At 46.7% G+C, this 24,211-nt stretch carries 24 protein-coding genes; 16 read left to right on the top strand and 8 right to left on the bottom strand.

Features of this window, described 5'->3' with window-relative positions; all coding sequences use genetic code 11:
• Nucleotides 1-190 precede the first annotated feature (190 nt).
• Entirely contained in the window at nucleotides 191-553 is a 363-nt protein-coding gene (locus tag C7R73_RS11900; RefSeq protein WP_161525939.1) for a DUF4828 domain-containing protein, read from the bottom strand.
• Nucleotides 554-765: 212 nt separating this feature from the next.
• On the opposite strand from C7R73_RS11900, the gene C7R73_RS11905 reads away from it, so the two are divergent.
• A complete protein-coding gene (locus C7R73_RS11905) occupies nucleotides 766-2,127 on the top strand; it encodes an aspartate kinase (RefSeq protein ID WP_106450716.1) in 1,362 nt (453 codons plus the stop codon).
• Between the two features lie 81 nt (nucleotides 2,128-2,208).
• Here the strand turns inward: C7R73_RS11905 and C7R73_RS11910 are convergent, their stop codons facing one another.
• Both C7R73_RS11910 and C7R73_RS11915 read right to left on the bottom strand, forming a co-directional pair.
• A complete protein-coding gene (locus tag C7R73_RS11910; protein WP_106450717.1) occupies nucleotides 2,209-4,152 on the bottom strand; it encodes a heavy metal translocating P-type ATPase in 1,944 nt (647 codons plus the stop codon).
• Nucleotides 4,153-4,412: 260 nt separating this feature from the next.
• Nucleotides 4,413-5,234: an undecaprenyl-diphosphate phosphatase gene (locus tag C7R73_RS11915; protein ID WP_106450760.1), complete on the bottom strand. Its 822-nt coding sequence runs from the start codon at nucleotides 5,232-5,234 to the stop codon at nucleotides 4,413-4,415.
• Between the two features lie 218 nt (nucleotides 5,235-5,452).
• On the opposite strand from C7R73_RS11915, the gene C7R73_RS11920 reads away from it, so the two are divergent.
• Complete coding sequence (locus C7R73_RS11920) at nucleotides 5,453-5,962, top strand: PTS sugar transporter subunit IIA (RefSeq protein ID WP_106450718.1); 510 nt, start codon at nucleotides 5,453-5,455, stop codon at nucleotides 5,960-5,962.
• Between the two features lie 157 nt (nucleotides 5,963-6,119).
• Here C7R73_RS11920 and C7R73_RS11925 read toward each other — a convergent pair whose 3' ends face one another.
• The 3 genes from C7R73_RS11925 to C7R73_RS11935 form a co-directional block, all read right to left on the bottom strand.
• Nucleotides 6,120-6,737 carry a flavin reductase family protein gene (locus tag C7R73_RS11925; protein ID WP_106450719.1) on the bottom strand — a complete coding sequence of 206 codons (618 nt, stop codon included), beginning with the start codon at nucleotides 6,735-6,737 and terminating at the stop codon, nucleotides 6,120-6,122.
• Between the two features lie 4 nt (nucleotides 6,738-6,741).
• Nucleotides 6,742-7,644, bottom strand: a complete 903-nt coding sequence (locus tag C7R73_RS11930) for a VOC family protein (RefSeq protein ID WP_161525940.1) — start codon at nucleotides 7,642-7,644, stop codon at nucleotides 6,742-6,744.
• Between the two features lie 184 nt (nucleotides 7,645-7,828).
• Entirely contained in the window at nucleotides 7,829-8,860 is a 1,032-nt protein-coding gene (locus C7R73_RS11935) for a lactonase family protein (RefSeq protein WP_106450721.1), read from the bottom strand.
• A 174-nt stretch (nucleotides 8,861-9,034) separates the two neighbouring features.
• Here C7R73_RS11935 and C7R73_RS11940 point away from each other — a divergent pair, with 174 nt between their 5' ends.
• The 6 genes from C7R73_RS11940 to C7R73_RS11965 all read left to right on the top strand — a co-directional run bounded on the left by C7R73_RS11940 (nucleotide 9,035) and on the right by C7R73_RS11965 (nucleotide 14,100).
• Nucleotides 9,035-9,394, top strand: coding sequence for a PTS glucitol/sorbitol transporter subunit IIA (locus C7R73_RS11940; protein WP_161525941.1), 360 nt, complete (start codon nucleotides 9,035-9,037; stop codon nucleotides 9,392-9,394).
• 11 nt (nucleotides 9,395-9,405) lie between these two features.
• Nucleotides 9,406-10,605 carry an AI-2E family transporter gene (locus tag C7R73_RS11945; protein WP_106450723.1) on the top strand — a complete coding sequence of 400 codons (1,200 nt, stop codon included), beginning with the start codon at nucleotides 9,406-9,408 and terminating at the stop codon, nucleotides 10,603-10,605.
• A gap of 25 nt (nucleotides 10,606-10,630) precedes the next feature.
• Nucleotides 10,631-11,671 (top strand): signal peptide peptidase SppA, encoded by a 1,041-nt coding sequence (gene sppA / locus C7R73_RS11950; protein WP_106450724.1) that lies wholly within the window; start codon nucleotides 10,631-10,633, stop codon nucleotides 11,669-11,671.
• On the top strand, nucleotides 11,671-12,237 hold the full coding sequence (locus tag C7R73_RS11955; protein ID WP_239992633.1) for an RDD family protein: 567 nt from the start codon (nucleotides 11,671-11,673) through the stop codon (nucleotides 12,235-12,237). The genes sppA and C7R73_RS11955 overlap by 1 nt, the downstream gene beginning before the upstream one ends.
• A 338-nt stretch (nucleotides 12,238-12,575) precedes the next feature.
• Nucleotides 12,576-12,977 (top strand): GntR family transcriptional regulator, encoded by a 402-nt coding sequence (locus C7R73_RS11960; protein ID WP_106450725.1) that lies wholly within the window; start codon nucleotides 12,576-12,578, stop codon nucleotides 12,975-12,977.
• On the top strand, nucleotides 12,964-14,100 hold the full coding sequence (locus C7R73_RS11965) for a DUF1648 domain-containing protein (RefSeq protein WP_106450726.1): 1,137 nt from the start codon (nucleotides 12,964-12,966) through the stop codon (nucleotides 14,098-14,100). The genes C7R73_RS11960 and C7R73_RS11965 overlap by 14 nt, the downstream gene beginning before the upstream one ends.
• Before the next feature lie 58 nt (nucleotides 14,101-14,158).
• Here C7R73_RS11965 and C7R73_RS13775 read toward each other — a convergent pair whose 3' ends face one another.
• Entirely contained in the window at nucleotides 14,159-14,821 is a 663-nt protein-coding gene (locus C7R73_RS13775) for a type 1 glutamine amidotransferase (RefSeq protein ID WP_192875267.1), read from the bottom strand.
• On the bottom strand, nucleotides 14,822-16,174 hold the full coding sequence (locus tag C7R73_RS13780; protein ID WP_192875268.1) for a Mur ligase family protein: 1,353 nt from the start codon (nucleotides 16,172-16,174) through the stop codon (nucleotides 14,822-14,824). It lies immediately after the preceding gene.
• Between the two features lie 374 nt (nucleotides 16,175-16,548).
• On the opposite strand from C7R73_RS13780, the gene C7R73_RS11975 reads away from it, so the two are divergent.
• The 8 genes from C7R73_RS11975 (at nucleotide 16,549) to atpE (ending at nucleotide 24,181) form a co-directional block, all read left to right on the top strand.
• On the top strand, nucleotides 16,549-17,121 hold the full coding sequence (locus C7R73_RS11975; RefSeq protein ID WP_106450727.1) for a thymidine kinase: 573 nt from the start codon (nucleotides 16,549-16,551) through the stop codon (nucleotides 17,119-17,121).
• Nucleotides 17,122-17,163: 42 nt separating this feature from the next.
• Nucleotides 17,164-18,243, top strand: coding sequence for a peptide chain release factor 1 (gene prfA / locus C7R73_RS11980; protein WP_106450728.1), 1,080 nt, complete (start codon nucleotides 17,164-17,166; stop codon nucleotides 18,241-18,243).
• Nucleotides 18,230-19,078 (top strand): peptide chain release factor N(5)-glutamine methyltransferase, encoded by an 849-nt coding sequence (gene prmC / locus C7R73_RS11985; protein WP_106450729.1) that lies wholly within the window; start codon nucleotides 18,230-18,232, stop codon nucleotides 19,076-19,078. The genes prfA and prmC overlap by 14 nt, the downstream gene beginning before the upstream one ends.
• 116 nt (nucleotides 19,079-19,194) lie before the next feature.
• On the top strand, nucleotides 19,195-20,223 hold the full coding sequence (locus C7R73_RS11990; RefSeq protein WP_106450730.1) for an L-threonylcarbamoyladenylate synthase: 1,029 nt from the start codon (nucleotides 19,195-19,197) through the stop codon (nucleotides 20,221-20,223).
• A gap of 149 nt (nucleotides 20,224-20,372) precedes the next feature.
• Nucleotides 20,373-21,611 (top strand): serine hydroxymethyltransferase, encoded by a 1,239-nt coding sequence (glyA, locus tag C7R73_RS11995; protein WP_106450731.1) that lies wholly within the window; start codon nucleotides 20,373-20,375, stop codon nucleotides 21,609-21,611.
• A gap of 342 nt (nucleotides 21,612-21,953) precedes the next feature.
• The gene (upp, locus tag C7R73_RS12000; RefSeq protein ID WP_106450732.1) at nucleotides 21,954-22,589 is read left to right on the top strand and encodes a uracil phosphoribosyltransferase; all 636 of its coding nucleotides are present in this window, start codon (nucleotides 21,954-21,956) and stop codon (nucleotides 22,587-22,589) included.
• Between the two features lie 601 nt (nucleotides 22,590-23,190).
• On the top strand, nucleotides 23,191-23,907 hold the full coding sequence (gene atpB / locus C7R73_RS12005; RefSeq protein ID WP_106450733.1) for a F0F1 ATP synthase subunit A: 717 nt from the start codon (nucleotides 23,191-23,193) through the stop codon (nucleotides 23,905-23,907).
• Nucleotides 23,908-23,968: 61 nt separating this feature from the next.
• The gene (atpE, locus tag C7R73_RS12010) at nucleotides 23,969-24,181 is read left to right on the top strand and encodes a F0F1 ATP synthase subunit C (protein WP_086627433.1); all 213 of its coding nucleotides are present in this window, start codon (nucleotides 23,969-23,971) and stop codon (nucleotides 24,179-24,181) included.
• Nucleotides 24,182-24,211 lie beyond the last annotated feature (30 nt).

Consider the following 24,211-nt stretch of genomic DNA (forward strand, 5'->3'; position numbering starts at 1 on the left):
ATTTTTGTTAATCCTTTTATGTTATCTAAGCTACTTTTTCAGCAGCCTCAATAGGTTTTGGCGGGGTATCTCGTGTTGCCCTTGGACATTTTACCCCGCCAAATAGATTTTGACGGGGAATCTCTGAGCATACATTCAATTCCAAAAAAAAAGCCCTGATCAGGGGCGTCGGTGTGGCATTAACGATTCGTTATTTGTCGGTTTCGCGCTTGAAGTAGAATTCTTGCTCTTCCGCTTCATCGTAGAGGGTCAGCGTAGGCGATGTATCTTTTTTCAGTATCAGGTAATAGCCGAAATGGTCGCGGAAGACCAGTTCGTTGGGTTTGGCTTCTTCAAGGGTTGCTTTTAATTTTTTGTTGTTCAGGAGAATCTCCAGATTATCAGTAATTTCAACCTTCAAGGACTGTGCGTCGTTTTTCCATGTGCCGATGTAAGGGGTATACGATGTTGATTGGCTCTTACCGGCATTGCGATTTGACTTGAACAAAGCAGAGCTGATGCTTGCGATTACGGATAATCCGACTACGATCCTCCAAGGATTATTTTTTTTCACTGATTTGAAACCTCCCACATTAAGTTAACTCATAGTATATTCCTTTTTTTGCAAATGGCCATAGCATTAACAATACAAATATGTTACAAATGATGTAAAGTTTGAAAAGGTAATTGCCATAGCCATGATATGATGATATTCTAAAGCATAAATGAAAATACAATTACAAAATTAAAAAAAGATTAAAGAAATCAAGTGAGGAAGTGTTCGGTTTGAAGGTTATCAAATTTGGCGGGAGTTCCCTTGCGAATGGGACTCAATTGAAAAAAGTATTGCAGATTGTGAAAGATGACGCAGACAGAAGAATTGTGGTCGTTTCAGCACCCGGAAAGCGCAACGACTCGGACGAGAAGGTTACCGATCTGCTGATCAAGCTGGCCGATGAGGTACAAAATAAAGAAGATCACCAAAAAACCCTGAAGACGATCCTGAAAAGATATCAAGATATCGTCGATGAATTGGAGATCGATCCGAGCGTCATGGACATCATTTCCAAAAACTATAAGAAATTGATCCAGACGAAATTCTACAACGAATTGTATGCGCTGGATGCGTACAAAGCAAGCGGTGAAGACAACAGCGCCATCCTTGTAGCTGCATTTTTCAACAAAGAGGGAATCCCCGCCAAATACGTCAACCCGAAGGATGCAGGCCTTTTGGTCAGCGACAACCCAGGGAACGCACGCGTATTGCCGGAATCTTTCAAGAATCTATATGCATTGCGGGATTCGAAAGAAATCATCGTTTTCCCAGGATTCTTCGGTTATACGAAGGATGGACAATTACTTACCTTCTCAAGAGGGGGATCGGACATCTCCGGCGCAATCGTCGCAAATGGTGTCAAGGCCAGCCTGTATGAAAACTTTACGGACGTGGATGCCATTTATGTGGCAAACCCTAAAATGGTCAAACACCCGAAAAAAATCAAGCAATTGACCTATCGTGAAATGCGTGAATTATCCTACAGCGGATTCTCAGTCTTTCATGATGAAGCTTTGCAGCCGGCTTTCAGCGCCGGAATCCCTGTGGTCGTCAAAAACACAAACAACCCGGCTGCACCCGGTACGAGCATCACAAGAACGAAGCCTGAAAACAAACAGATCGTTTCCGGTATCGCAAGTTCGACCGGCTTCATGAGCATCTACATCGGCAAATATCTGATGAACCGAGAAGTCGGTTTCGGCCGCAGAGTGCTGCAGATCTTCGAAGATTTCAACCTGAACTTCGAGCACATGCCATCCGGTATCGACGATTTGTCGATCATCTTGCGCGCCAATCAGATGACGATGCAGCAGGAACAAGAGTTGCTGTATCGCTTGAAGAACGAATTGGAAGCGGACGACGTAAATGTCAAGGGCGGTATCTGCTTATTGATGATCGTCGGCGAAGGCATGGTCAATTCCGTCGGGACAGTAGCGAAAGCCTGTACCGCTCTAGCTGAAGCGGACATCAACCTGGAAATGATCAACCAAGGTTCATCAGAAGTCAGCATCATGTTCGGGATCGACGAAAAGGACGAAGCCAGAGCAGTCAAAGTGCTGTATGACGCATTCTTCCCAGCAAAAAAAGACTAGCATGAACAGAACAGGCATCGATGAATGACATCGATGCCTGTTTTTTTGTTTTGTTTTCAGCTGCCACTAGCATGAGCAAGATTATTTTTCGTTCACGAGTCCGGTGCTCGAAGTCTTTCCGTCCGATTTGGCAGTGCCCTGAAAGTGGTGGGTAGGTATGTTCGCCAACAGCCTCAAACTGTTCATGATAACCAGTATCGTGCTGCCTTCGTGTCCGACCACCCCGAGCGGAAGGTTGATGAGTTGGAACAGATTTGAAACGATCAGAATGAGAATGACGGTGATCGAAAAGATGATATTCTGCATGGTGATTTTTTTCAGCTTCTTCGACAATCCATAACAATATTCCAGTTTGTCCAGTTCACTCTTCATCAGCACCACATCTGCCGTTTCCATGGCGATGTCCGTTCCTTCTCCCATAGCGATGCCAATGTCGGCGTTTGCCAGTGCAGGGGCGTCGTTCACGCCGTCTCCGACCATGCCGACCAGTTTATATTTCTCCTGAAGATCTTTCAGGATGGTAGTCTTATCTTCGGGAAGACAATTTGCGCGGATTTCATCCACACCCAATTGATTACCGATCGTTTGCCCGGTTGCTTCATTGTCACCAGTAATCATGATTGTATGGACACCATTGGCTTTGAAAAAGGCGATCATATCTTTTGCCTCTGACTTAGGCGTATCCAATAAAGCGTAATAGGCCACGACCTTATCATCCTGCGAAACGTAAATGACGGTCTTTCCTTCGTTCTGGAGCGCGAAAGCCTCCTTCACGAACGACGGCTCGTTCAGTTCATCGGATACGACGAAGGTCTTTTTGCCGATTTTCCATTGGCTTCCGAATGCTTCACCGGCCAACCCGTAACCGGTAAGGTCCTGGATTGAATCCATCTGGGACTTCTCATATTCCTTCGTATCGAGATGTTGGACCAACGCGGAAGCGATCGGGTGGGTTGAAGAGTGCTCTAACGCATAGACAACGGACATGATGTGTTTTTCATCGGTGCCTGCCAGGTAGATGGCTTCCGTCACTACAGGTTTGCCTTCCGTCAGCGTGCCTGTTTTGTCGAATGCGATGCAATCCATGGCCGAGAAGTTCTCGATCGCGATGCCGCCTTTGAACAGGATGCCGCGCTTGGCTGCATTGGAAATGGCGGAAAGGACAGCAGGAGTGGCCGAAGCCACCAATGCGCAAGGGGAGGCGACCGTCAACAGCACCATGCCGCGATAGAATGATTCATTCCAACCCCAATCCAGGAGGAAATAAAAAACGGCGATCATGACCGGCACAAAAACGAGAACGATTTTGACATAGGTGTTTTCGATGCGGTTGATGAAGCTTGCCGTCTTCGAAGGGGTCTTTTGCGCTTCTTCCACCATGCGGATGATCTTGGCGAACAGGGTATCCTTGGATTCCTTCGAGACAGTCATGGTCAGCGCTTCGCTCAAGTTGATTGTGCTGCCGAAGATATCATCGCCAACAGTCTTTTCGACAGGGACGGATTCGCCGGAAATGGCGGCTTCATCAATCAGGCCTTGGCCCGATGCGATCGTGCCGTCGATAGGGATGCTGGCGCCTTTAGGTACCATTAATGTATCGCCGACTTTCAGATCCTTGACTGCAACGTCTTCGATTGAGCCATCCGGATTGATGCGTTTTGCGATTTCAGGGACAATGTTCATCAATGCTGTGATCGCTTGGGTACTTTTCTCGGTCGCATATTCCTCAAGTGAACCGGAGAGCGAGAAGATGAAGATGAGCAGTGCGCCTTCCATCCAGTAGCCGATCAGTGAGGCGCCTACTGCGGCAAGCACCATCAAGATATCGACGTTCAAGTGTTTATTTTCAACTGTATCGATGAAACCTTCTTTTGCTTGTTTATAGCCGCCTATGATGAATGATAACACGAAAATGATGGCTGCAGCTGTATCAAAGTTTTGCCATTGCAACACAATGCCAAGAATGATGAGAATGCCACTGATCGTGGTTGCGATCATCGCTTTATTCTTGAATAAGTCTTTCATGATTTGACACTCCTTCCTTATATGCCTTCATGATAGCACTAAAGAAATACAGATTATAATCATTACAATCAAACGGAAATGAATCTCATTCTCAATATCCATATGTCAGACACAATTTGAAAGGGCAGAAAATTACGTACAGCAATAAAATATGAAGAATCTCTAAAAAATGCAGATTATATTTATTATCAATAAGGACTCCGAATGTTTTGGATGACAAAATAAAAAGCCATCCCAAAAGGAATGGCGAAACTTAATTTTTAGACAAACAGGAAATAAACCAGGACGATTGCTCCAAGTACGATCCGGTACCAACCGAACGCTTTGAAGTCGTTGCGTTTCAGGTAGCCGATCAGGAACTTGATGGCGACGATCGAAACGAGGAAAGCAGTGATCATGCCTGACAAGAGAACGGCGAATTCAAGACCGGTAAAGTCGAAGCCGAATTTGATGATCTTCAAAAAGCTGATCCCGAACATGATCGGAATGCTCATGAAGAAGGAGAATTCAGTCGCGATAAAGCGGGAAGTCCCCAACACGATGCTCCCCAGAATGGAAGAACCGGAGCGCGATGTACCCGGAATGATCGAGAGCGCTTGGAACAAGCCGATCTGGAAAGCCTTCATATAGGTCAACTCGCTGAATTCGGTGATGCTTGGTTCGCGATCCTTATGCTTGTTTTCGATCACGATGAACAGAATCCCGTAGATGATCAGCGCCAAAGCCACAACTGTCGCGTTCAGGAGGTTTTCGTCCGCCCAATCGTTCAAGGGCAAGCCGATGACTCCAGCCGGAATGCACCCGATGACCACTTTTTTCCAGATATCCCAAGTCTGAGTCTTCTCTTCCTTCGTTTTGCTTGGGGAGAAGGGATTCAGTTTGTGAAAATAAATGACGACGACCGCGAGGATGGCACCTAGCTGAATGACGTAGAAGAACATCTCTTTGAATGCCTGCGAAAGATCCAATTGGATGAACTCTTCAACCAGGATCATGTGGCCCGTGCTGCTGATGGGCAGCCATTCAGTGATACCCTCAACAATGCCGAGGATGATTGCTTTCAGTATTTCCATAAATTCCATATAATATCCTTTCTGTTGTGCATTTTTTTGATACTCCACCATCTAGTATAGCGAAATGAAAAAGATTAGCCAATCCTTTTCATGGATTCTTAAGGAATTGTAGGAGCGCTTTTGGATGTAAGCGGTGCTAAAAAAATTCACAATGCTAGTCGGTTTATGTTAAAATGAAGTATACCAATTTTCACAAAAGCTCATTTACATAAGGAAGAGGCGATAGCATGTTTGGCTTTTTTAAGAAGGATGACAAAAAGGGAAAACTGCCGGTTGAGAAGGAAATCTTGTACTCACCAGCCAACGGTGTAGTGGTACCTGTTTCGGATGTTGCAGACCCAGTGTTTTCCCAAAAAATGATGGGTGACGGTTTCGCTGTCATTCCTGCAGACGGAAACATCTATTCTCCTGCAAAAGGAAAAGTGCTGAGTGTATTTCCGACAAAGCATGCGGTAGGCATTTTGTTGGACAGCGGATTGGAACTTTTATTGCACATGGGATTGGATACGGTTGAACTGAACGGGAAACCATTCGAAATCTTCGTGAAGGAAGGCCAAGCGTTGACTGCGGATACTCTGATCGCCAAAGTCGATCTGGCACAACTGCAGGAAGCCGGCAAAGACTCCGCGATGGTCGTCGTCATCACGAATATGGAGAAAGTAAAAAACTTCAGTTTGGATGTGACCGGTGAGGCTGCCGTAAAAGCAGAAATCGGAAGCGTCCTGCCGAAGGAATAACAGAATATATGCAAAAAAGCTTCATCCGGGGATTGCCGGATGAAGCTTTTTCGTCGCTATGCGTGTAAAGAGCCGACGCCACGCCGATCTGTCGGCTGAACGGAACCTGATATATTCTGAACAACCGAGACAACGGCTTTTGCCAACATTCAACCCGTTAAGGACGTTCCAGCGAAAAAATCTCCCCGAGCTTTGTATAGTCGTTGCCGGCCAGCCTTGCGACCGGCTCCAATTTGTCGGCCAAAACGTACTGTTTCTCTTGGTCGAACACCGATTCATCGAAAAGGAAATCTTCGACGCGCAGGATGAACAGGTCCGTCAGCACGTTGCCCTCAGCATCCGTCAGAGGTACATATTGGTGTACGGTTGTTTCCATGCGGATTTTCGCCTCTTTGATGGCGGGTACAGCGACTGTATGGCTGGCGGTCAACGTCAACTCGGTCAGATCGATTTCGCTCTCCGTATCCGGCAGTTGGGCGGCCGTCTTATTCATCTCCTCAACCAAGTCCTCGCTGACGATATGGACGACGCCTTGTCGGGAAGCCAGCAGGTTTTTGGCGGAATCTTTGATTTTTCCGTCATTCCTCAGAATGGCTACGCTGATCAGCGGCAGCACATTCGAAGCGACACTGAAAAAACTGAAGGGCGCGGCATTGACTACTTGCGTTTCCGGGTTCTGGGTGGTGATCCAGGCAATCGGGCGGGGAATGATGCTCCCGGTCAAAAATTTATACATCTGTTTCGTGTTGAGTTCTTCGGTATTGAAATGCTGCATGGGATCACTTCTTTCTGTTCAGGATAGTGGCTTCGATAGTCTTTCGTTTTGGTTCCAGAAAATCAGGAAGAGCAAACGTCTCGCCTAATTTTTCCAGTGGTTCATCAAGCGTGAAGCCTGGTTGTTCGGTTGCAATTTCGATGCGCAATCCGCTCGGTTCGCGCAGATACAGGCTTTGAAAGTAACCGCGGTCGATTATTTTTTCCACGGTAATATTATTTTCTTTTGCCTTTTCGAGGATCTGGTCCAGATCTTTGCGGTCCGACACGCTGTAGGCGATGTGATCGATGGCTCCTCTGCCGAGACGGGTAGGCTTCAGGCTAGCGGACTGGATCAGTCGACTTTCCTCTCCAGGCGCAAGGATTGGATGGGCAATACGGTCTTTCAGCAGCATGCCCAGCACATCATGGAGAAACGCCTTGGTTTTTTCCAGATCGGACACGGTATAATGGATGCCTTGGATTCCGATGATCTGGTATTCGGCGGGCACATCGCTATGACGCGTCGCCTGATCGGGCGCAATCATTCCCGGCATTTCGACCAAGCTGATTTTCATGTCGTCCGGATCCAGGAAAGTGCAGCTAGCTTCATCGTTTCCAATCAAACGAACGGCCCCCGCGGTCAGGCGTTTTTTCCAGAACGGCAGACTGCCTTGAGGGATCTTCAGCAGCACTTCATGGATGAAGCTGTCTTCTTCGTGACGTTGGCCGACTCTCGGCAACTCGAAAAAAGTCAATATCGTACCGGGAGTTCCCTTGTAGTCCCCATAAAAAAGGTGGGGATCTGTCAAATTATCCTGATTGACCGTCTGCTTGACGAGACGCAACCCTAGGATATCGGTGTAAAAAGTCTTATTCTTCTCCGCATCTTTGGTGATTGCGGTGAGATGGTGAAAACCAGTAATCATATTATCCCTAGCCTCCATTCAAATAATCCATAAGTCGAGTATACAGGAGAGTTCCTCAGCGAGGTAACTATTCTGCTCAGCGGGGGCGGAAGAACTGGACCCTTGGGTGGAAATAAATGAAACCAACGGAATGATATCAAAAAACCTCCACGTTCATCAGAACGGGAGGCTTATTGATATCATTTTAGTAGAAAACGCAAACGCACTCTGGCGCGTAGACGTCTTTTTGCAGCAACGTCAATTTGCCTGTTTCTGCATCGCGTTCGAACAAAGTCAGGTTGTCTGAATCCTGATGAGCCACGATCACAAATTGGCCGCTTGGATCCAAGTTGAAGTCACGCGGGATATTTCCTTCAGTAGGTACATATTCCACCAATGACAATGTTTCTCCGTCTTCGGATACCGCATAGACAACCAATGAATCATGACCTCGGTTGGAAGCATAAACGAACTTGCCATCAGCGGAAATGCGGATAGCCGCGCCGCCATTGAAACCGGTATGCTCTTCAGGGATAGTCGTGATGACTTGCAATAATGAGAAAGTGCCTGCTGCTGCATCATAAGCCAACACTTCGACATCGCTGCTCAATTCGCCGAACAAGTAAGCCACTTTGCCGTTCGGATGGAAAACCAAGTGACGCGGGCCAGTGCCAGGAGTCGCTTTATAGCGGGCAACTTCGGTCAGTTTGCCTTCATCGGAAACTGTGTAGGTATACACTTCATCGGTTCCCAAATCGCATGACAGCAAGTATTTTTTGTCCGGAGAAAGCGCGCTGTAATGTACATGCGGAATGTTTTGGTTTTCATGGATGCTTGAACCTTCATGTTGCGCACGGTCAGTCATCGTGAAGGAGCCGTCAGCATTCTCTTTGTAGACAGTCAAGTATCCGCCGTGGTAATTGGCAGTGAAGATCAATTTTTTGTCTTCGTCGAAGTAGATGTAGCAAGGCGCAGATCCTTCGGCAGAAATTTCGGCTACCTTGTCATAGGTTCCGTTTTCATTTTTCTTGAAAGAAGTGATGCCGCCGCCTTCGTCTGTTTTGGAAATCGCGTACAGTGTTTCTTTGTCCGCAGATAAGTCCAGATAAGTAGGGCTGTCGACTTCCGCAATCAAGCGATAATCACGCAATTCTTTTTTATCGGTGTCCAAAATGATTTGATGAACCCCTTTACTTTCTCTTTTCGTGTAAGAGCCAAGATATAAAACTTGTTCCATCCAAAGACCTCCTAAATATTATGATAATTCCATTATAACAAACGCCATTCACAATTACAGGGAAAAAAGCTTGTAAAGCAAATAAAGTTGGATTCAATGGCATAATCAATGGTTTGCCAAAAAAACTGTGATAGAATAGTAGTTGTAAAATGTGTCTGAAAAGGGGATATGTCAATGCAAAGCAAAGTAATTCAAATTGGAGAAAAAGCGATAGATATAAAGGAACCGATGATCATCCTGTTCGATGACAGCGCAACGGAACTGTTGCAGGAGGTTTCCGTCATCCATCGTTTTGTGGAGCCGCAGGAATGGTTCGAGCTGGCGGACGGTGACCGGATTTTGTTTGACGACCAGGAATACCGCATATCCTATGTCGGTTCGCATGTCCTGAAAAATCTGCAGTCGATCGGCCACACGACCATGATTTTCAAAAATTGGGATGATGAACGCCTGGAAACAAGCATCTATTTGACTCCTTACGTTTTGCCGGCAATAACGGACGGCACCACCATTACTTATAAGAAGAAAGATTGAAGGTGAGTCCCATGGAAAGAGCTCCGCGTAGAGGAACGAAATCCGGGAATCGGTTGTCGTGGTTCGAAAGATGGTTTCTGAACAATAAATTCGTGACTGTCCTGTTGATCACTTTACTGCTTCTCCTGATCGTTTTGGTATTTTCAAAAGTATCTTATCTTTTAGGGCCGATAGGCAGCTTCTTCAGTGTCATCGGCTTTCCGCTGATAATGGCGGGTATTTTTTATTACATGCTGAATCCGTTGGTTACGCTGATGGAGAAGCGGGGCATCAAGCGTTTTGCCGGAACGTGGATCGCTTTCGTGCTGGTTTTGCTGCTGATGATCTGGGGGTTTGCGATCTTGATTCCGATAATCCGTGATCAGACGATAGGCATTGTCCGCGAATTTCCGGCTTATTGGCAGGCGCTCGAGAGCATGACGATCGAATTGGTCAATTATGATTGGTTCACCTCCCTGCAGGATCAGATCAACGAAATCAATGCGGACATCTTCAACAGCGTTTCTGCGAAATTGAATGAAGTCTTGTCGAACACGGTCAGCGGCTTGGGCAGTGTCGTCGGATTGTTGACGAATGCGTTTGTGGGAATCATCACGATGCCGATCATTCTGTATTATCTGCTGAAAGAAGGAGAGAAGTTGCCGCTGACTTTTCTGCAATTCTTTCCCACAAATCTGAGGGAATCGATTGGGGAACTGTTGAAGAAAATCAATACACAGATTAGCCAATACGTGCGCGGCCAGATAATAGTTGCTTTCTTTGTCGGGCTGATGTTTGTCATCGGCTATGCCATCGTCGGAATGAAGTTCGGCATCGTCTTGGGGATACTCGCAGGTTTCCTGAACATCATCCCGTACATGGGGTCCTTCATTGCGATGATACCAGCGGTGATCGTTGCGATTGTGGATTCACCGCTGATGTTGGCAAAAGTGATGCTTGTTTTCTCGATTGAGCAATTCATCGAGGGGCGCGTCATTTCGCCGCAGGTACTCGGCAGCAATCTCGAGGTCCATCCCGTAACGATCATTTTCGTATTGCTTACGGCAGGAAAACTGTTCGGCCTGACCGGATTCATCTTGGGCATTCCCGGTTATGCTGTCCTCAAAGTGCTGTTCATGCATATTTTCGATTGGTACAAAGAGATTTCCGGATTGTATTTGGATGAACCTGAAGTCGAAGAAGAACCGGACGAAGATTATGTTCAAGAATAATCGAAACGAAAAGGGGTAATGCTTCATGAACAAAAAGAGATGGATTGCGGTGGCAATCGCGCTTGTGCTTTTCGTTGCATCACTTGGCTCGCAATTCCTGTCGACCCGGTTGGCTGATCAAACCGAAGATTCACTGAGCCAACTTACCGGCAACCTGATACCAGGGACGAGCCTGCAGGAAAGTGTTCTGGAAAGCGGCGATGCCAGCAACCGGATTGCGGTTCTGCATATCGAAGGCACGATCCAATCAGGTGCTGGCAGTATGCTGACGGACGGTTCCAGCTATGATCACGACCTTTTCTTGGAGCAGTTGAAAGCCATCGAAGAGGATGACACGATCAAAGGGATTTTCCTGATAGTGGACAGCCCGGGTGGTGGGGTATATGAAAGTGCGGAGGCGCACGATAAATTGTACCGCATCGCTGCTGAGAAGGAACTTCCGGTCTATGCTTCGATGCAAGGTACGGCCGCAAGCGGGGGCTACTACATTTCCGCTGGTGCGGACAAAATTTATGCTACAGCTGAAACGACTACCGGTTCGATCGGTGTCATCATGCAAGCAATCGAATACTCTGGCCTGCTTGAAAAATTGGGTATCGAATACAATACGATCAAGTCAGGCAGCCTCAAGGATATCGGGTCGCCGGATCGGGATATGACGGAAGAAGAACGTGCGTTGCTTCAGGCATACGTCGATGAGGCTTATCAGCGTTTCGTCACCGTCGTATCGACGGGAAGGGATATGCCGGAAGAAGAGGTCCGCGCTGTTGCGAACGGCATGATTTATTCGGGAACCCAAGCCCAGTCGCTAGGGTTGGTGGATGAGATAGCCTACACGGATGATGCCTTGAAAGCGATGAAAGCAGCTTATGACCTCGAGGATGCGGAAGTGTTCGACTATACTTCGACACCTGGCTTGTTTTCTGATTTTTCTTGGTTGTTCGCTCAGGCGGCTGCCAAACTGACTAGCCAGGACAACCAGACGCTTTCTGAACTGCAGCTGCTCCGTGACACTTTCGGGACAACTGCCGCTCCGAGATTGCTTTATCTCTACGGAGGTGAGTGATGATGGAAGAGCAAACCACTACGCATGAAGAACGCTTGGAAGAGATCCGGAAAAAGAAAGTAGCCTGGGAGGAAGCCGAGCGCTTTTCCGACCAGCAGGAACGCCCGTTTCACCGCTATCCGGATTACGTTTTCGCCGGTTTTTGGATCCGGTTCTTTGCCTACCTCGTCGACCTGCTTGTCGTGCAGGCTTTGGTGGCGATCCTGATCAAGCCAATCTTCGCTTTGGGCGGCATCAATATGCAAGGGAACGATCCCTTAAGCTTGTACGGATTTTTTCAGTTGCTTATCTTTGTCGGGTATTTCATATTGATGACGAAATATACGAACGGCCAAACACTTGGAAAAATGATCTTCGGCATCCGTGTCGTCTGCTTCAAGGAAGAAAAACTCAGTTGGCAGACTATCCTGATCCGCGAAGGCGTCGGCCGCTATATCGGCAAAGTCGTGGCTGTGATCTATCTGGTCGCTGCCTTCCAAAACAAGAAACAACATCCGATCGATATGCTTTGCGATACGTCGGTCGTGACTGAAAACAGCATCAGGGCTTTGCAAGAAAGTTACTAAAAGTTACTAGTAGAGAGAACAAATGTGGAAAAACGGCATGCGACCGGTGGTTATCGGTCGCATGCCGTTTTTGTGTTGTGGTAATTTTTTTGCGGGATGGTCGGAGGAGAACGTGAATAATAGTGTTGAACTCCGGCGACGCCGTCGTTCGCCGGAGAAGAGCGGTAAACCACAGAATGTCCTCCGGCGAGGACCTGCTCATCGGAAGACATATATCACTCTTCCCTCTCCTCCGGGGAAGCTTGCTTTAACCGAAGGAGGCGGCAGCGCACCGCTTTCTGCTTGCAAATTCCACCGCTAGTGTTATACTTGTTATATAACGAACAGGAGGGGTAAATATGTTCATCGAAATTCTCCCGAACAGCGATACGCCGATCTACACGCAACTGATGTACCAGATCAAAATTGGCATCCTCAAACGGGAATGGTCATATGGGGATGGATTGCCGAGCGTCCGGAGCCTGGCCAGTGAATTGGGCATCAACATGCATACCGTGAATAAAGCGTATAATCTATTGGCGGACGAAGGCGTGCTGGAAAAAAACCAGAAAGGCTATTTCGTCAGCGAACGCGCGACGATGGCATCCAATGATCGCACGAAAGCGGCGATGCAGGATAAGCTCAAGGAAATCCTGATCGACAAACAGATTTTTGAAGTCAATGAAGAAGCGTTCAACGGATGGCTGAACGAAATCGAGAAAGAATTGGAAGGGGAAGGGAAAGCAGATGCTGATATTTAGTTGGTTCATGGTGATCATGTTTTTGATTATTGGGGTTGTCAACGGCATTACGCCATATTATAGCCGGTTAGGTACGCCGTTTGGAGTTACCGTTCCGACATCGCATCAAAAGGACCCCTATGTTTTGAAGCTTAAAAAAGCCTACCTTTATCAAAATATATTTGGGAGTATACTGCTCGCTGCTCCAATCTTTTTCTTCCTTCTCTGGGATGATGAGGAGAAAGTGGAGATGGTCACCAGCATCTATGTGACGGTCGCGATGTTCGTTTTCATCTTCCTTTCGTTCCTGCTTTACCTGCAGAAAAGGAAGCAGCTCCGCAGTTGGAAAACAGCAAACGACATCACAATTGAACTGAAAAAACCCAAAATCGTCATCGATACCGCCTATCAAAAAGATCTGAAGGTGGTCTCCCATTCGGTCTTCGTTTCGGCTCAATTGTTCATCCTGTTGGTGACGGTGGCGGTCACGCTTTATTTCTATGACCTGATACCCGAGCGTTTCCCAGTTCACTGGAACAGCTCGAATGAACCGGATCGGATCGTCGATAAAACGTATGTGAATGTATTCATGTTGCCGGCGATACAATTGTTGATGATTCCGATGATGTTTTTCAGTCACTATTCCTTCATCAAATCGAAACAGAAGATTTCACCCTATCTGTCCGACCTCTCCAGCAAGCAGAGCAAATTGTTCCGTCAGGCTTGGTCCTATTACTTCCTCGTCGTGACGGTGCTGACGCAGCTCTTGTTGAGCGGCATCCATTTCTTTTCCTTGTTCTTCGCAGACAAGGGTGCCCAGTGGATCATCGGTATGACGATTCCGTTCGTGGTCATCATAGTTGGGTACAGCGTCTATCTGACCTGGAAATACGGCCAAGGCGGTGAAAAATTGTTCCTGAACGAAGCGGGTGAACTGCCGGATGAAGTGACGGAAGCGGACGAAGAGCGTTACTGGAAGTGGGGCGTATGGTATTACAACCCGGAAGATCCATCGATATTTGTCGAAAAACGCTTCGGCATCGGAAGCACACTGAATATGGCGAGATGGCAATCATGGGCTTTCGTCGCCGGTCTGTTGGCCTTTGTAGTGCTGACGATTGTGCTTTCGTTCGCGATGGAATAACGATAAGCATATACAAAAACAGAGGCCGGGACATTTGTCCCGACCTCTGTTTTTCAGTTTATTTTTTAATCTTTTTGTTATGTTGGGCAATGGCCATATCGACGATGCGGTTAGCCAGGTGGATGTTGCGGACCAACAGGGGCCCGTGGAAATAGGAACAGAAGACATTTTTGTAGCGGGCGCCTTCGGTCTTATCTTCCCCGTTATTGCCCATCCCTTTTTCGACTTTTCCGAGCGGGCGCATGTTTTCGCCAAGGAAGGTCCGTCCGTTATGGTTTTCGAATCCCTCATAGGTCTCATTGAATTCCTCGCTGCGGATCGTGATGTCGCCGATGAACCGGTTGTTGTCCTGGCTCAATGTATAGTGATCCAGGGCACTGATGCCGGAAATTTTGTTGCCGGAAGCATCCATATAATAGTGGCCCAACAATTGGTAGCCACCACAGATGGCCAATACCACGCCATCATTTTCGATATATTCCTTGATTCCTTCTGCTTTATCCTGAATGTCTTTGGAGACGATGTACTGTTCGTAATCCTGGCCGCCCCCGAAAAAGACGAGGTCATATTTTTCTGGATCGAAAGGCTGGTCCAAACTGATGATTTCCGTTTCGAAATCAACGCCTTTTTCACGGGCACAGTACTGGAGCATCAAGAGATTCCCATTGTCGCCGTATGTGTTCAGCAGGTTGCCGTACAAGTGGCAAATACGTAGTCGCATTTATTTCATCCTTTCCGCTATATAGCCTTGGTTCGCCAGCTCTTTACGGAGTTGCAGCACAGCGGTGTAAGTTGCCATCACATAGATTTTTTTCGTCGGAGACTTTTTGAAAGCTTTGATGACATCCGTGATTTCCGGCAAAACTTCCAGTTTTTCTTCCGGAATACCGGCAACCTTCATCCGTAAAGTCAACTCTTTTTGACGGATACCGCTGACAGTCACTTTTGGGATGTCAAAATCCAAAAACTTCTCGTAATTCCCGTCCCAGATCCAACTGACATCGGTTCCGTCTGCCGGGCGGTCATTCAGGATCGAGACGACGCTGAACGGTTCTTCTTCGTAATGCAGAAGATCGATGACCTGATTCAGACCGACCGGATTTTTGATCAGGTTCAGGATGATTTCCTTGTCATCGACGGTGATCGTTTCCTGACGGCCGAATTTTTGCTGGGCAGCCGAGAAACCGGCTTGGATCTCTTCCGGAGTCAAGCCGAAATGTTTGCCGACGGAATAGGCAGCCAAGGCGTTATAGACGTTATAGAGACCGGCGATATTCGTGTGGAACGGATGTCCATCGATTTCAAATGAAGAACTCTTGTGCGTCAATTTGTCCACTTTGGTGACAGCGTAAGCCAATTCCGGACGTTTGAAATCGCAATGAGCGCAGTAATATTTTCCTAGGTTGCTGTAGGTATTGAATTTGTAGCGCAATATGTGCTGGCATTTCGGACAAAGCACGCCGTCCGTGTTGTAATGCGCCAAGGTGTCGCCATCCGGTTCGTGATTGAAACCGAAATAGATTTGTTTGTTGACCAACTCTTTGGAGTTGAAGATCGGGCTGTCACCGTTCGCCAGGATGACGGCATCAGGTGCCAGAGCAGCGCCATCGACCATTTTTTGGTAGATTGTGTAGATTTCGCCGAATCGGTCCATCTGATCGCGGAAAACATTCGTGTTGACGATGACTTTCGGCTTGATGAACTTCGTCACCTTGACCAGGCTAGCTTCATCAACCTCAAGAACAGCAAAGGCTCTTTCCTTTTTTACTTTACGCGAATAGCCTTCCAGGAACGAGGAGATGATGCCTTGCTCCATGTTGGCGCCGGTAGGATTCGTCAAGATATGCGGGTATTTTTGCTGCAGGACATGATAAGTCAACGAAGTCGTCAGTGTTTTGCCGTTCGTGCCGGTGATGATGACGACATCAAAATTTTCAGAAAGGTGTTGCAACACGTCGGGATCCAATTTGACGGCCAGTTTGCCGGGCAGACTGGTTCCGCCTTTAGTGAAAGTCTGAAGACCCCACTGGGCGATTTTGCCGATATTGATTGCTAGTGAACCGCGGATAGTCAAATAAATTCGCTCCTTACTTATGTATCTCTTGCCATCATAGCATATAACAAGGCTTTTTTCGATAGCGTAAGTATAGCAGAATTTGCCTGGATTGAATATTTTTAGATGCCTTTGCATGTAAGGAATGGGTGTTACGATTGCCGGAGGACAGCTGATGATCGTGAATTTTATTGACTTTGGAGCTATTTCCTACTATCATTATACGGGATGTTATTCAGTTTTTTTATCATTCGGTAACCTTGCCGGAGCGGAATGATGAAGGTGAGATAATAGCGGGTCGGAAGCAGGATGACACAAGGGCATCCTTTCTTTTTGCAGGAAATTCCGACCGATTTATGAAAAATAGGCAAGACGCTGTTGGAAAGGTGGACATAATGGCACAGTTATTTTTTAAATATGGGGCGATGAACAGCGGGAAATCGATCGAGATCCTGAAGGTTGCCTACAATTATGAAGAGCAGAACAAATCGGTGATGATCTTTACGAGCGCGATAGATGACCGTGATGGTGTAGGCTATGTCTCGAGTCGGATCGGATTGAAGCGCGAAGCCATTCCGATTGCGGATGATACGGATGTATTCTTGGAAGTCAGCAAAAATCCGAAAAAGCCGGCCTGCATTTTGATAGATGAATCCCAATTCCTATCCAAAACGCATGTCATCCAACTAGCGCGTATCGTGGATGAATTGGCAATTCCGGTGATGGCGTTCGGATTGAAGAATGATTTCCAGAACGAGTTGTTTGAAGGCTCCAAATATCTGTTGCTTTACGCGGATAAGATAGAAGAAATCAAAACCATCTGCTGGTACTGTCACAAAAAAGCGATCATGAACATGCGTGTCGTGGACGGAAAACCAGTATATGCCGGCGAACAGATCCAGATCGGCGGAAACGAATCCTATCTTCCCGTCTGCCGTAACCATTACCACCATCCGCCCTTGTCCTAGAACAGATACTCAGAAACATAAAAAGAGGAGTTTGAAAAAATTATGTATGATCAATTAGATGCATTCATTATCCGTTATGAAGAGCTTTCCGAATTATTGAGTGATCCGGAAGTCCAGGCTGACACAAAACGGTTCTTGGGATTGACCAAAGAAGAAGCAGGGCTGCGCGAGAAAGTCGCGACCTTCAATCGCTATAAAGAGGTGGAAGGGGAAATTGCCGACACCGAAGAAATGTTGTCAGAAAATTTGGATGATGACATGGCTGCTATGGCTAAAGAGGAATTGAGCGATTTAAAGAAAGAGAAGACCGATCTTGAAGAGCGCATCAGAGTTTTGTTGCTCCCTACCGATCCGAACGATGACAAAAACATCATCATGGAGATCCGCGGGGCTGCCGGCGGGGATGAGGCTGCTTTATTCGCCGGAAAGCTGTTTGGGATGTACAGCAAATTCGCTGAAAACCAAGGCTGGCGTGTTGAGGTCATGGATGCGAACATTACCGGCATCGGCGGCTACAAAGAGATCATTCTTATGATCAGCGGAAACGGTGCCTACTCCAAACTGAAATATGAGAGCGGTGCACACCGTGTCCAACGTGTCCCGGAAACAGAATCTCAAGGACGTGTGCATACCTCCACTGCCACCGTTGTCGTCTTGCCTGAAGCGGAAGAGGTCGAATTGAACATCGAAGACAAAGACATCCGTACAGATATCTACCATGCCAGCGGAGCCGGCGGACAGCACGTCAACAAGACGGCATCCGCGGTCCGTTTGACCCACTTGCCGACCGGAATCGCCGTTGCCATGCAGGATGAGCGTTCCCAAATCAAAAACCGCGAGAAAGCGATGAAAATTTTACGCACGCGTGTCTACGACAAAATTTCTTCAGATGCACAATCAGAATACGATGCGACGCGTAAATCCGCAATCGGTACAGGCGATCGTTCCGAACGGATCCGCACCTACAACTTCCCGCAAAACCGTGTCACGGATCACCGTATCGGCTTGACCTTGCAAAAGTTGGATACGATTTTGAGCGGAAAATTGGATGATGTCATCGATGCGTTGATCATGGCAGATCAAACGCAAAAATTGGAGTCCTTGAACAATGGGTCAATCTAAGGAGCTCACTTACCAGCAAGCATTGCAGAATGGCGCGCTTTTTTTGGAACAAAACGAGAAAAGTCCGTTGGCTGCTGAAAGGCTGCTTTTGGATCGCTTGGGTTGGACGAAAACGGATCTGTTGATGCGTTTTGCCGAGACGATAACGGAGCAGGAATACAAGCAGTATTTCAGCGACATAAATGAGTATGTCGCTGGTAAACCGATCCAGTACATCGTAGGCGTCGAATGGTTCTATGGTTATCCCTTGAAAGTCACGGAAGCAACGTTGATTCCGCGTCCGGAAACGGAAGAGCTCGTGCAACGGGCGCTAAAATGCCTGGAAGGGAAAGGGCCGCAGAAGGTCCTCGACATCGGGACAGGGTCAGGCGCCATTGCCATTGCGATGAAAAAGGAACGCCCGCAGGATGAAGTGACAGCCACCGACCTTTCTGAAGAAGCGTTGGCCGTCGCGAAAGAGAACGCGGAGCAATTGGATGCCGACATCCGCTTCCTGCAAGGGGATCTGCTGGAACCTGTGCAGCTGGAAACGTTCGACTGTATCCTCAGCAATCCGCCTTACATCAGCGAAGATGAAATCGGCTTGATGGACCGCTCCGTTTTGGAGTACGAACCGCATTCGGCTTTGTTCGCCGATCATGACGGGTTGGACCTATACCAAAAGATGGCCTTCACGCTGCCGTTCCATTTGAAAACGGACGGGTGCCTTTTCATGGAAATCGGGTTCAGCCAAGGTGAAAAATTATTGGAACTCTACAAAAAAGCTTTCCCGGATAAAACGGTCACGATCGAAAAAGATCTGTCCGGCCTCGATCGCATGCTGATAGTCAAATAAGAAAAGAGTCGCCTGTTATCCATGGGCAAAAAATGGCTGCGGGCAATTGCCCCGGCTATTTTTTTAACCTGAACAGCGACGCTGCGTGCCAAACCATTCAGAAAGGAGCATTTATTATGGAAACAAAAATATACGAAACAGCAACAATCGATGAGGCAGCCGAATTGCTGAAAGCCGGACAATTGATCGCCTTCCCGACAGAGACTGTCTACGGTCTGGGCGCTATCGCATCAAATGACGAAGCCGTCAAAAATGTATATAAAGTAAAAGGAAGACCCAGCGATAATCCGTTGATCGTTCATGTATCCGATCGGGAGATTGCTGAATATGTAGCCTTTGTACCGCAACAAGCAGAAGCCTTGATGGAGGCTTTTTGGCCAGGGCCTTTGACATTGATTTTCCCGATGAAAGAAGGGGTTTTTGCGCCTACCGTCACTGCAGGCCACAATACCGTCGCGTTGCGCATGCCCGCGCAAGAACAGACGCTGGAATTGATCAGAAAAACCGGTTTTCCTTTGGTCGGACCAAGTGCGAACACATCAGGAAAACCGAGCCCTACGACAGCCCAACACGTGATGCATGACCTTGCGGGCAAGATTGCGGGCATACTGGATGGAGGGGAAACCCAGATCGGTTTGGAATCAACCGTGCTGGACTTGACCAATGCTGAAGGACCCGTCATTTTGCGCCCGGGTGCCATCACGGAAGTGCAGCTGGAGCCGATCATCGGTAAACTGGCAGGCAGTGCGCAATCAACAAATGAAGCAGAGGCTCCGAAAGCCCCAGGGATGAAGTACCAACATTATGCCCCCGCGCAACCGGTCGTCCTTATTGATGGAACGGCCGCCGATTGGGCAGCCGTTATTGAAGCGTATAGCGGTGAAGGCAAGCAAATCGGCATTTTGGCATCGGAAGAACAGCTGGCTGTGCATAAGGATGCAGCGCTAGCTACCTATTCATTGGGATCGAAGGATGATGTGGCGGCTGCATCGCAGCGCCTCTATGCTGGATTGCGTTATCTCGATGAACAGCCGGTCGATGTGATTTTGGCGGAAGCCTATGACCTTGCCGGCCTCGGGAAGGCATTCATGAATCGTCTGGAAAAAGCGGCTTCTTCAAAATATCCGAAAAAACAGGCGGAATAATCGCCTAATATCCGTCTTTAGCTTACTTTTTACACAAAATATTCAAATCCAGGGGCTTATATGTTTTATTTCTGAAAATTTATGCTATACTCAACTTACATTTTTTATATGTTTAAAATTTTGGAATAATGTGATGGAAGGGTGCAAACATGGATAAAGAATTATTTGCAGCAATTGAAAAAGAACGCGAAAGACAAGAGAACGGAATCGAGCTGATTGCTTCCGAAAACTTTGTATCTGAAGATGTTATGAGAGCGCAAGGCAGCATCTTGACCAACAAATATGCTGAAGGCTACCCTGGTCGTCGTTACTACGGTGGTTGCGAGTTTATCGATATCATCGAAAATTTGGCGATCGATCGTATAAAAGCTATTTTTGGTGCAGAATACGCCAACGTACAACCGCATTCCGGTTCGCAAGCAAATATGGCAGCTTACCGTGCATTAGTTCAACCAGGCGACAAAATTTTGGGTATGGATCTGAGCCACGGCGGTCACTTGACGCATGGTGCATCCGTGAACTTCAGCGGTCAGACATATGACTTCGTTGCTTATGGTGTGGAAAAAGAATCAGAAACAATCAATTATGACACTGTCAGAGAGATTGCCCTGAAAGAACAACCAAAATTGATCGTTGGCGGCGCCAGCGCTTACTCGCGCGCAATCGATTTCAAACGTTTGAGAGAAATAGCTGATGAAGTCGGCGCTTACTTCATGGTGGATATGGCTCATATCGCAGGACTTTGCGCAACAGGACATCACCAAAATCCGGTTGAATATGCCCACATCGTAACCACAACAACACACAAAACACTTCGCGGCCCGCGCGGCGGCGTCATCTTAGCCAAAGAAGAATTCGGCAAAAAGTTGAACAGCGCTGTCTTCCCAGGCATCCAAGGCGGCCCTCTGGAGCACGTCATTGCCGCTAAAGCTGTATCATTCTTTGAAGCTGCAACACCAGAATACACGGAATATATCGGACAAGTCATCAAAAATGCCCAAGCAATGGCTGATGTCTTCAATGCATCCGACCTGCGCGTCATCAGCGGCGGAACAGACAATCACCTATTATTGTTGGATGTTACAAGCAGCGGCTTGAACGGAAAACAAGTAGAAAAATTGTTGGATACCGTTGAGATCACTGTCAACAAAAATACGATTCCTTTCGAAACGCTTGGCGCCAACAAAGCCAGCGGCATCCGTATCGGCACACCTGCCATCACAACAAGAGGCCTGAAGGAAGCAGAAGCACGCAAGATTGCTGAATTGATCGTGGAGACTATCCAAAACCACACAGATGAAGCGAAATTGGATGAAGTCCGTGCGGCTGTCAAAGCCATCACTCAAGGTTTCCCATTGCACAAAAAATTAGCTGCAACTGAAGCTTAATAGATTATCGAAGAGCTGTCCCTGGTGGGCAGCTCTTTTCTTCGGTCGGAGCAGATCGTAGAGTTGAAAATAGCGAACAGCCGACGAAAGACCGCTATGTCGGCTGAACAGAGTACAAAGGTTACCGAAGAGCAAACGAACGACCACTATGTCAGCTGAACGTAAAGTGAACAACACCGAACAGCCGACGACCGCATCCCTCATCCTAAAAACAAGAATAACCGGAGTTGGTCCATCTCTAAACTTAGCTTTCAGTGTTTTCTCATCGTTTTATTTCTGGTATTTGTAGCGGTTTTCCATTACAATAGGTTGAGCAAAAATAGGAAAGTGGGGCAAAAGTATATGGGAGAATTCCATGTAATGAATCACCCGTTGATTCAACACAAATTAACAATCATCCGCGAGAAAGACTGTGGTACAAAGGTATTCCGTGAAGTAGTAAGCGAAATCGCGATGTTGATGGCTTATGAAGTAACAAGGGACATGCCTTTGGAAGACATCGAGATCGAAACGCCATTGGTGAAGACGACTCAAAAAACATTATCAGGTAAAAAGGTTGCCATCATTCCGATCTTGCGTGCAGGTTTAGGGATGGTAGACGGTTTCTTGGCGATGCTCCCTGCTGCAAAAGTTGGCCATATCGGCATGTACCGTGACCATGAAACATTGGAACCAGTCGAGTATTTCGTGAAATTACCGACAGACATCCAAGAACGTCAATTGTTCATCGTTGACCCTATGTTGGCGACAGGCGGATCAGCTATCGCAGCCATCGAAGCTTTGGAAAAGAGAGGCGCATCGCCATCATCCATGAAGTTCATCTGTCTTGTGGCAGCTCCAGAAGGAATGGAAGCATTGCATGCAGCTTATCCGGATGTGGATATCTATGCAGCATCTTTGGATGAAAGATTGGACGAAAACAGCTACATCCTGCCTGGGTTAGGTGACGCTGGCGACCGGTTGTTCGGCACAAAATAAGCGTTCAAAATGGCATCGAGGCAATTGTGTCCATAATTGTCGAACAGTCAATATTATCATGAGAACGATCTTCCCATTTACACAATCTTGAAAAATGAATATAAAGAGCTGAGCCGGAAATCCGATGGGTATTTCTGGCTCAGTTTTTTTTGTGCAAGTTAAGTTTGTTATACTTCAATCGCTTAATGTTACAGTGCCGACGGGTTTGAAGGGTAGTATGAAAGGCAATAAATTTGCTTTTATTTCCCCAGTCGAATCACTTTTTGATCAGCCATCGAATTTTCATAATTCTATAAATATATTTATGTATTGAGTATCTTTGATTATGAAGGCGGTATCTTTTCATCATTTTCATAAAAAGGCCGAAAATATCCTTATATTCTGTAGATTTGCTTTGAATTTAGATAAACTTGGTGTTATGATTAGCGATGTTGAACAGATGTGCAAAGAAACTTATGAAATAGCCACTTATTGTGACTAGAGTATGGGAGGTCCAGCTGAATTAGTTGTCTACTTTTACGAATGTCTTTTAAAATAGTGTAGCATGGACTAGGTTTGGCGTAGCTGTTTTTTTTATTTGTATTGAAAAGAGGTGAAAATATTGGAAGCTGAATCTAAAGTCATCCATATTATGGGATTGGGTTTCAGTTTGAATATCATCATAAGTGTATTGGCGACTTGCATCATTGTTTTTTTATTTTGTTTTATTGCTACCCGGAAACTGGCGGTGAGGCCAACATCCAAAAGCCAATTGGCGATTGAATATTTGGTTGATTTTATCCGGAACATGATTTCCAGCTCGCTTCACTGGAAAGTTGGGCAACAATTCCACTTGTTGGGATTCACTTTGTTCCTATTTGTATGGGTTGCCAATATGTTGGGGCTTGTGTTCATCTTGAACATCGATGGACATTCCTATTGGAAGAGTCCAACAGCCAGTCCGATCGTCACATTAGGCTTGGCCTTGATGGTGATTTTGCTGACGCATTACTTTGGTATTAAAGAAAATGGGTTCAAGGAATATTTCATGAACAGCTATGTTCGCCCAGTCGCACCTCTCATGCCGATCAAAATTTTGGAGGAATTCACGAACACTTTGACATTGGCGTTGCGTCTTTACGGAAATATTTATGCCGGTGAAATTTTGTTGGGGTTGATTGCTTCATTAGCGAATTCTTACGGCTTGTTGACTTGGGTGGTCGGGATTCCACTCCAAATGGTTTGGCAAGGATTTTCCATCTTTATCGGTTCCATCCAAGCTTTCGTCTTCACTACGTTGACCATGGTTTACCTCGCTCATAAAATCGAAGCGGAATAAACTGCTGATCCATGAGCTTAATAAGTGTGTATTATTATATGAGAAAAAGGAGATTATTATTATGAACTTTATAGGAGCTGCTATTGCGGTTGCCGGTGCGGCCATCGGAGCATCATTAGGAAACGGAAAGGTTATTTCTACTACAATCGAAGCGATTGCCAGACAACCAGAATTGCAAAGCAAATTACAAACTTTGATGTTTATCGGTGTCGGCTTGATTGAAGCTGTTCCCATCATGGCGGTAGTTATAGCTTTCTTACTGATTTTCCAATAATAGGGACCAGAAAGACAGATAACTACAGGA

It is taken from the genome of Trichococcus alkaliphilus (genome assembly GCF_003008695.1).
GTDB classification, from domain to species: Bacteria; Bacillota; Bacilli; order Lactobacillales; family Aerococcaceae; genus Trichococcus; species Trichococcus alkaliphilus.

What these genes read in the sequence shown, in the direction of transcription:
- sppA (WP_106450724.1), top strand. Translation starts at nt 10,631, where the DNA reads ATGAACAAAAAGAGATGGATTGCGGTGGCAATCGCGCTTGTGCTTTTC.
- C7R73_RS11955 (WP_239992633.1), top strand. Translation starts at nt 11,671, where the DNA reads ATGATGGAAGAGCAAACCACTACGCATGAAGAACGCTTGGAAGAGATC.
- C7R73_RS11975 (WP_106450727.1), top strand. Translation starts at nt 16,549, where the DNA reads ATGGCACAGTTATTTTTTAAATATGGGGCGATGAACAGCGGGAAATCG.
- atpE (WP_086627433.1), top strand. Translation starts at nt 23,969, where the DNA reads ATGAACTTTATAGGAGCTGCTATTGCGGTTGCCGGTGCGGCCATCGGA.
- C7R73_RS11910 (WP_106450717.1), bottom strand. Translation starts at nt 4,152, where the DNA reads ATGAAAGACTTATTCAAGAATAAAGCGATGATCGCAACCACGATCAGT.
- C7R73_RS11945 (WP_106450723.1), top strand. Translation starts at nt 9,406, where the DNA reads ATGGAAAGAGCTCCGCGTAGAGGAACGAAATCCGGGAATCGGTTGTCG.
- C7R73_RS11920 (WP_106450718.1), top strand. Translation starts at nt 5,453, where the DNA reads ATGTTTGGCTTTTTTAAGAAGGATGACAAAAAGGGAAAACTGCCGGTT.
- prmC (WP_106450729.1), top strand. Translation starts at nt 18,230, where the DNA reads ATGGGTCAATCTAAGGAGCTCACTTACCAGCAAGCATTGCAGAATGGC.
- glyA (WP_106450731.1), top strand. Translation starts at nt 20,373, where the DNA reads ATGGATAAAGAATTATTTGCAGCAATTGAAAAAGAACGCGAAAGACAA.
- C7R73_RS11965 (WP_106450726.1), top strand. Translation starts at nt 12,964, where the DNA reads ATGCTGATATTTAGTTGGTTCATGGTGATCATGTTTTTGATTATTGGG.
- C7R73_RS11915 (WP_106450760.1), bottom strand. Translation starts at nt 5,234, where the DNA reads ATGGAATTTATGGAAATACTGAAAGCAATCATCCTCGGCATTGTTGAG.
- C7R73_RS11935 (WP_106450721.1), bottom strand. Translation starts at nt 8,860, where the DNA reads ATGGAACAAGTTTTATATCTTGGCTCTTACACGAAAAGAGAAAGTAAA.
- C7R73_RS11940 (WP_161525941.1), top strand. Translation starts at nt 9,035, where the DNA reads ATGCAAAGCAAAGTAATTCAAATTGGAGAAAAAGCGATAGATATAAAG.
- C7R73_RS11930 (WP_161525940.1), bottom strand. Translation starts at nt 7,644, where the DNA reads ATGATTACTGGTTTTCACCATCTCACCGCAATCACCAAAGATGCGGAG.
- prfA (WP_106450728.1), top strand. Translation starts at nt 17,164, where the DNA reads ATGTATGATCAATTAGATGCATTCATTATCCGTTATGAAGAGCTTTCC.
- C7R73_RS11990 (WP_106450730.1), top strand. Translation starts at nt 19,195, where the DNA reads ATGGAAACAAAAATATACGAAACAGCAACAATCGATGAGGCAGCCGAA.
- upp (WP_106450732.1), top strand. Translation starts at nt 21,954, where the DNA reads ATGGGAGAATTCCATGTAATGAATCACCCGTTGATTCAACACAAATTA.
- C7R73_RS11925 (WP_106450719.1), bottom strand. Translation starts at nt 6,737, where the DNA reads ATGCAGCATTTCAATACCGAAGAACTCAACACGAAACAGATGTATAAA.
- C7R73_RS11960 (WP_106450725.1), top strand. Translation starts at nt 12,576, where the DNA reads ATGTTCATCGAAATTCTCCCGAACAGCGATACGCCGATCTACACGCAA.
- C7R73_RS13775 (WP_192875267.1), bottom strand. Translation starts at nt 14,821, where the DNA reads ATGCGACTACGTATTTGCCACTTGTACGGCAACCTGCTGAACACATAC.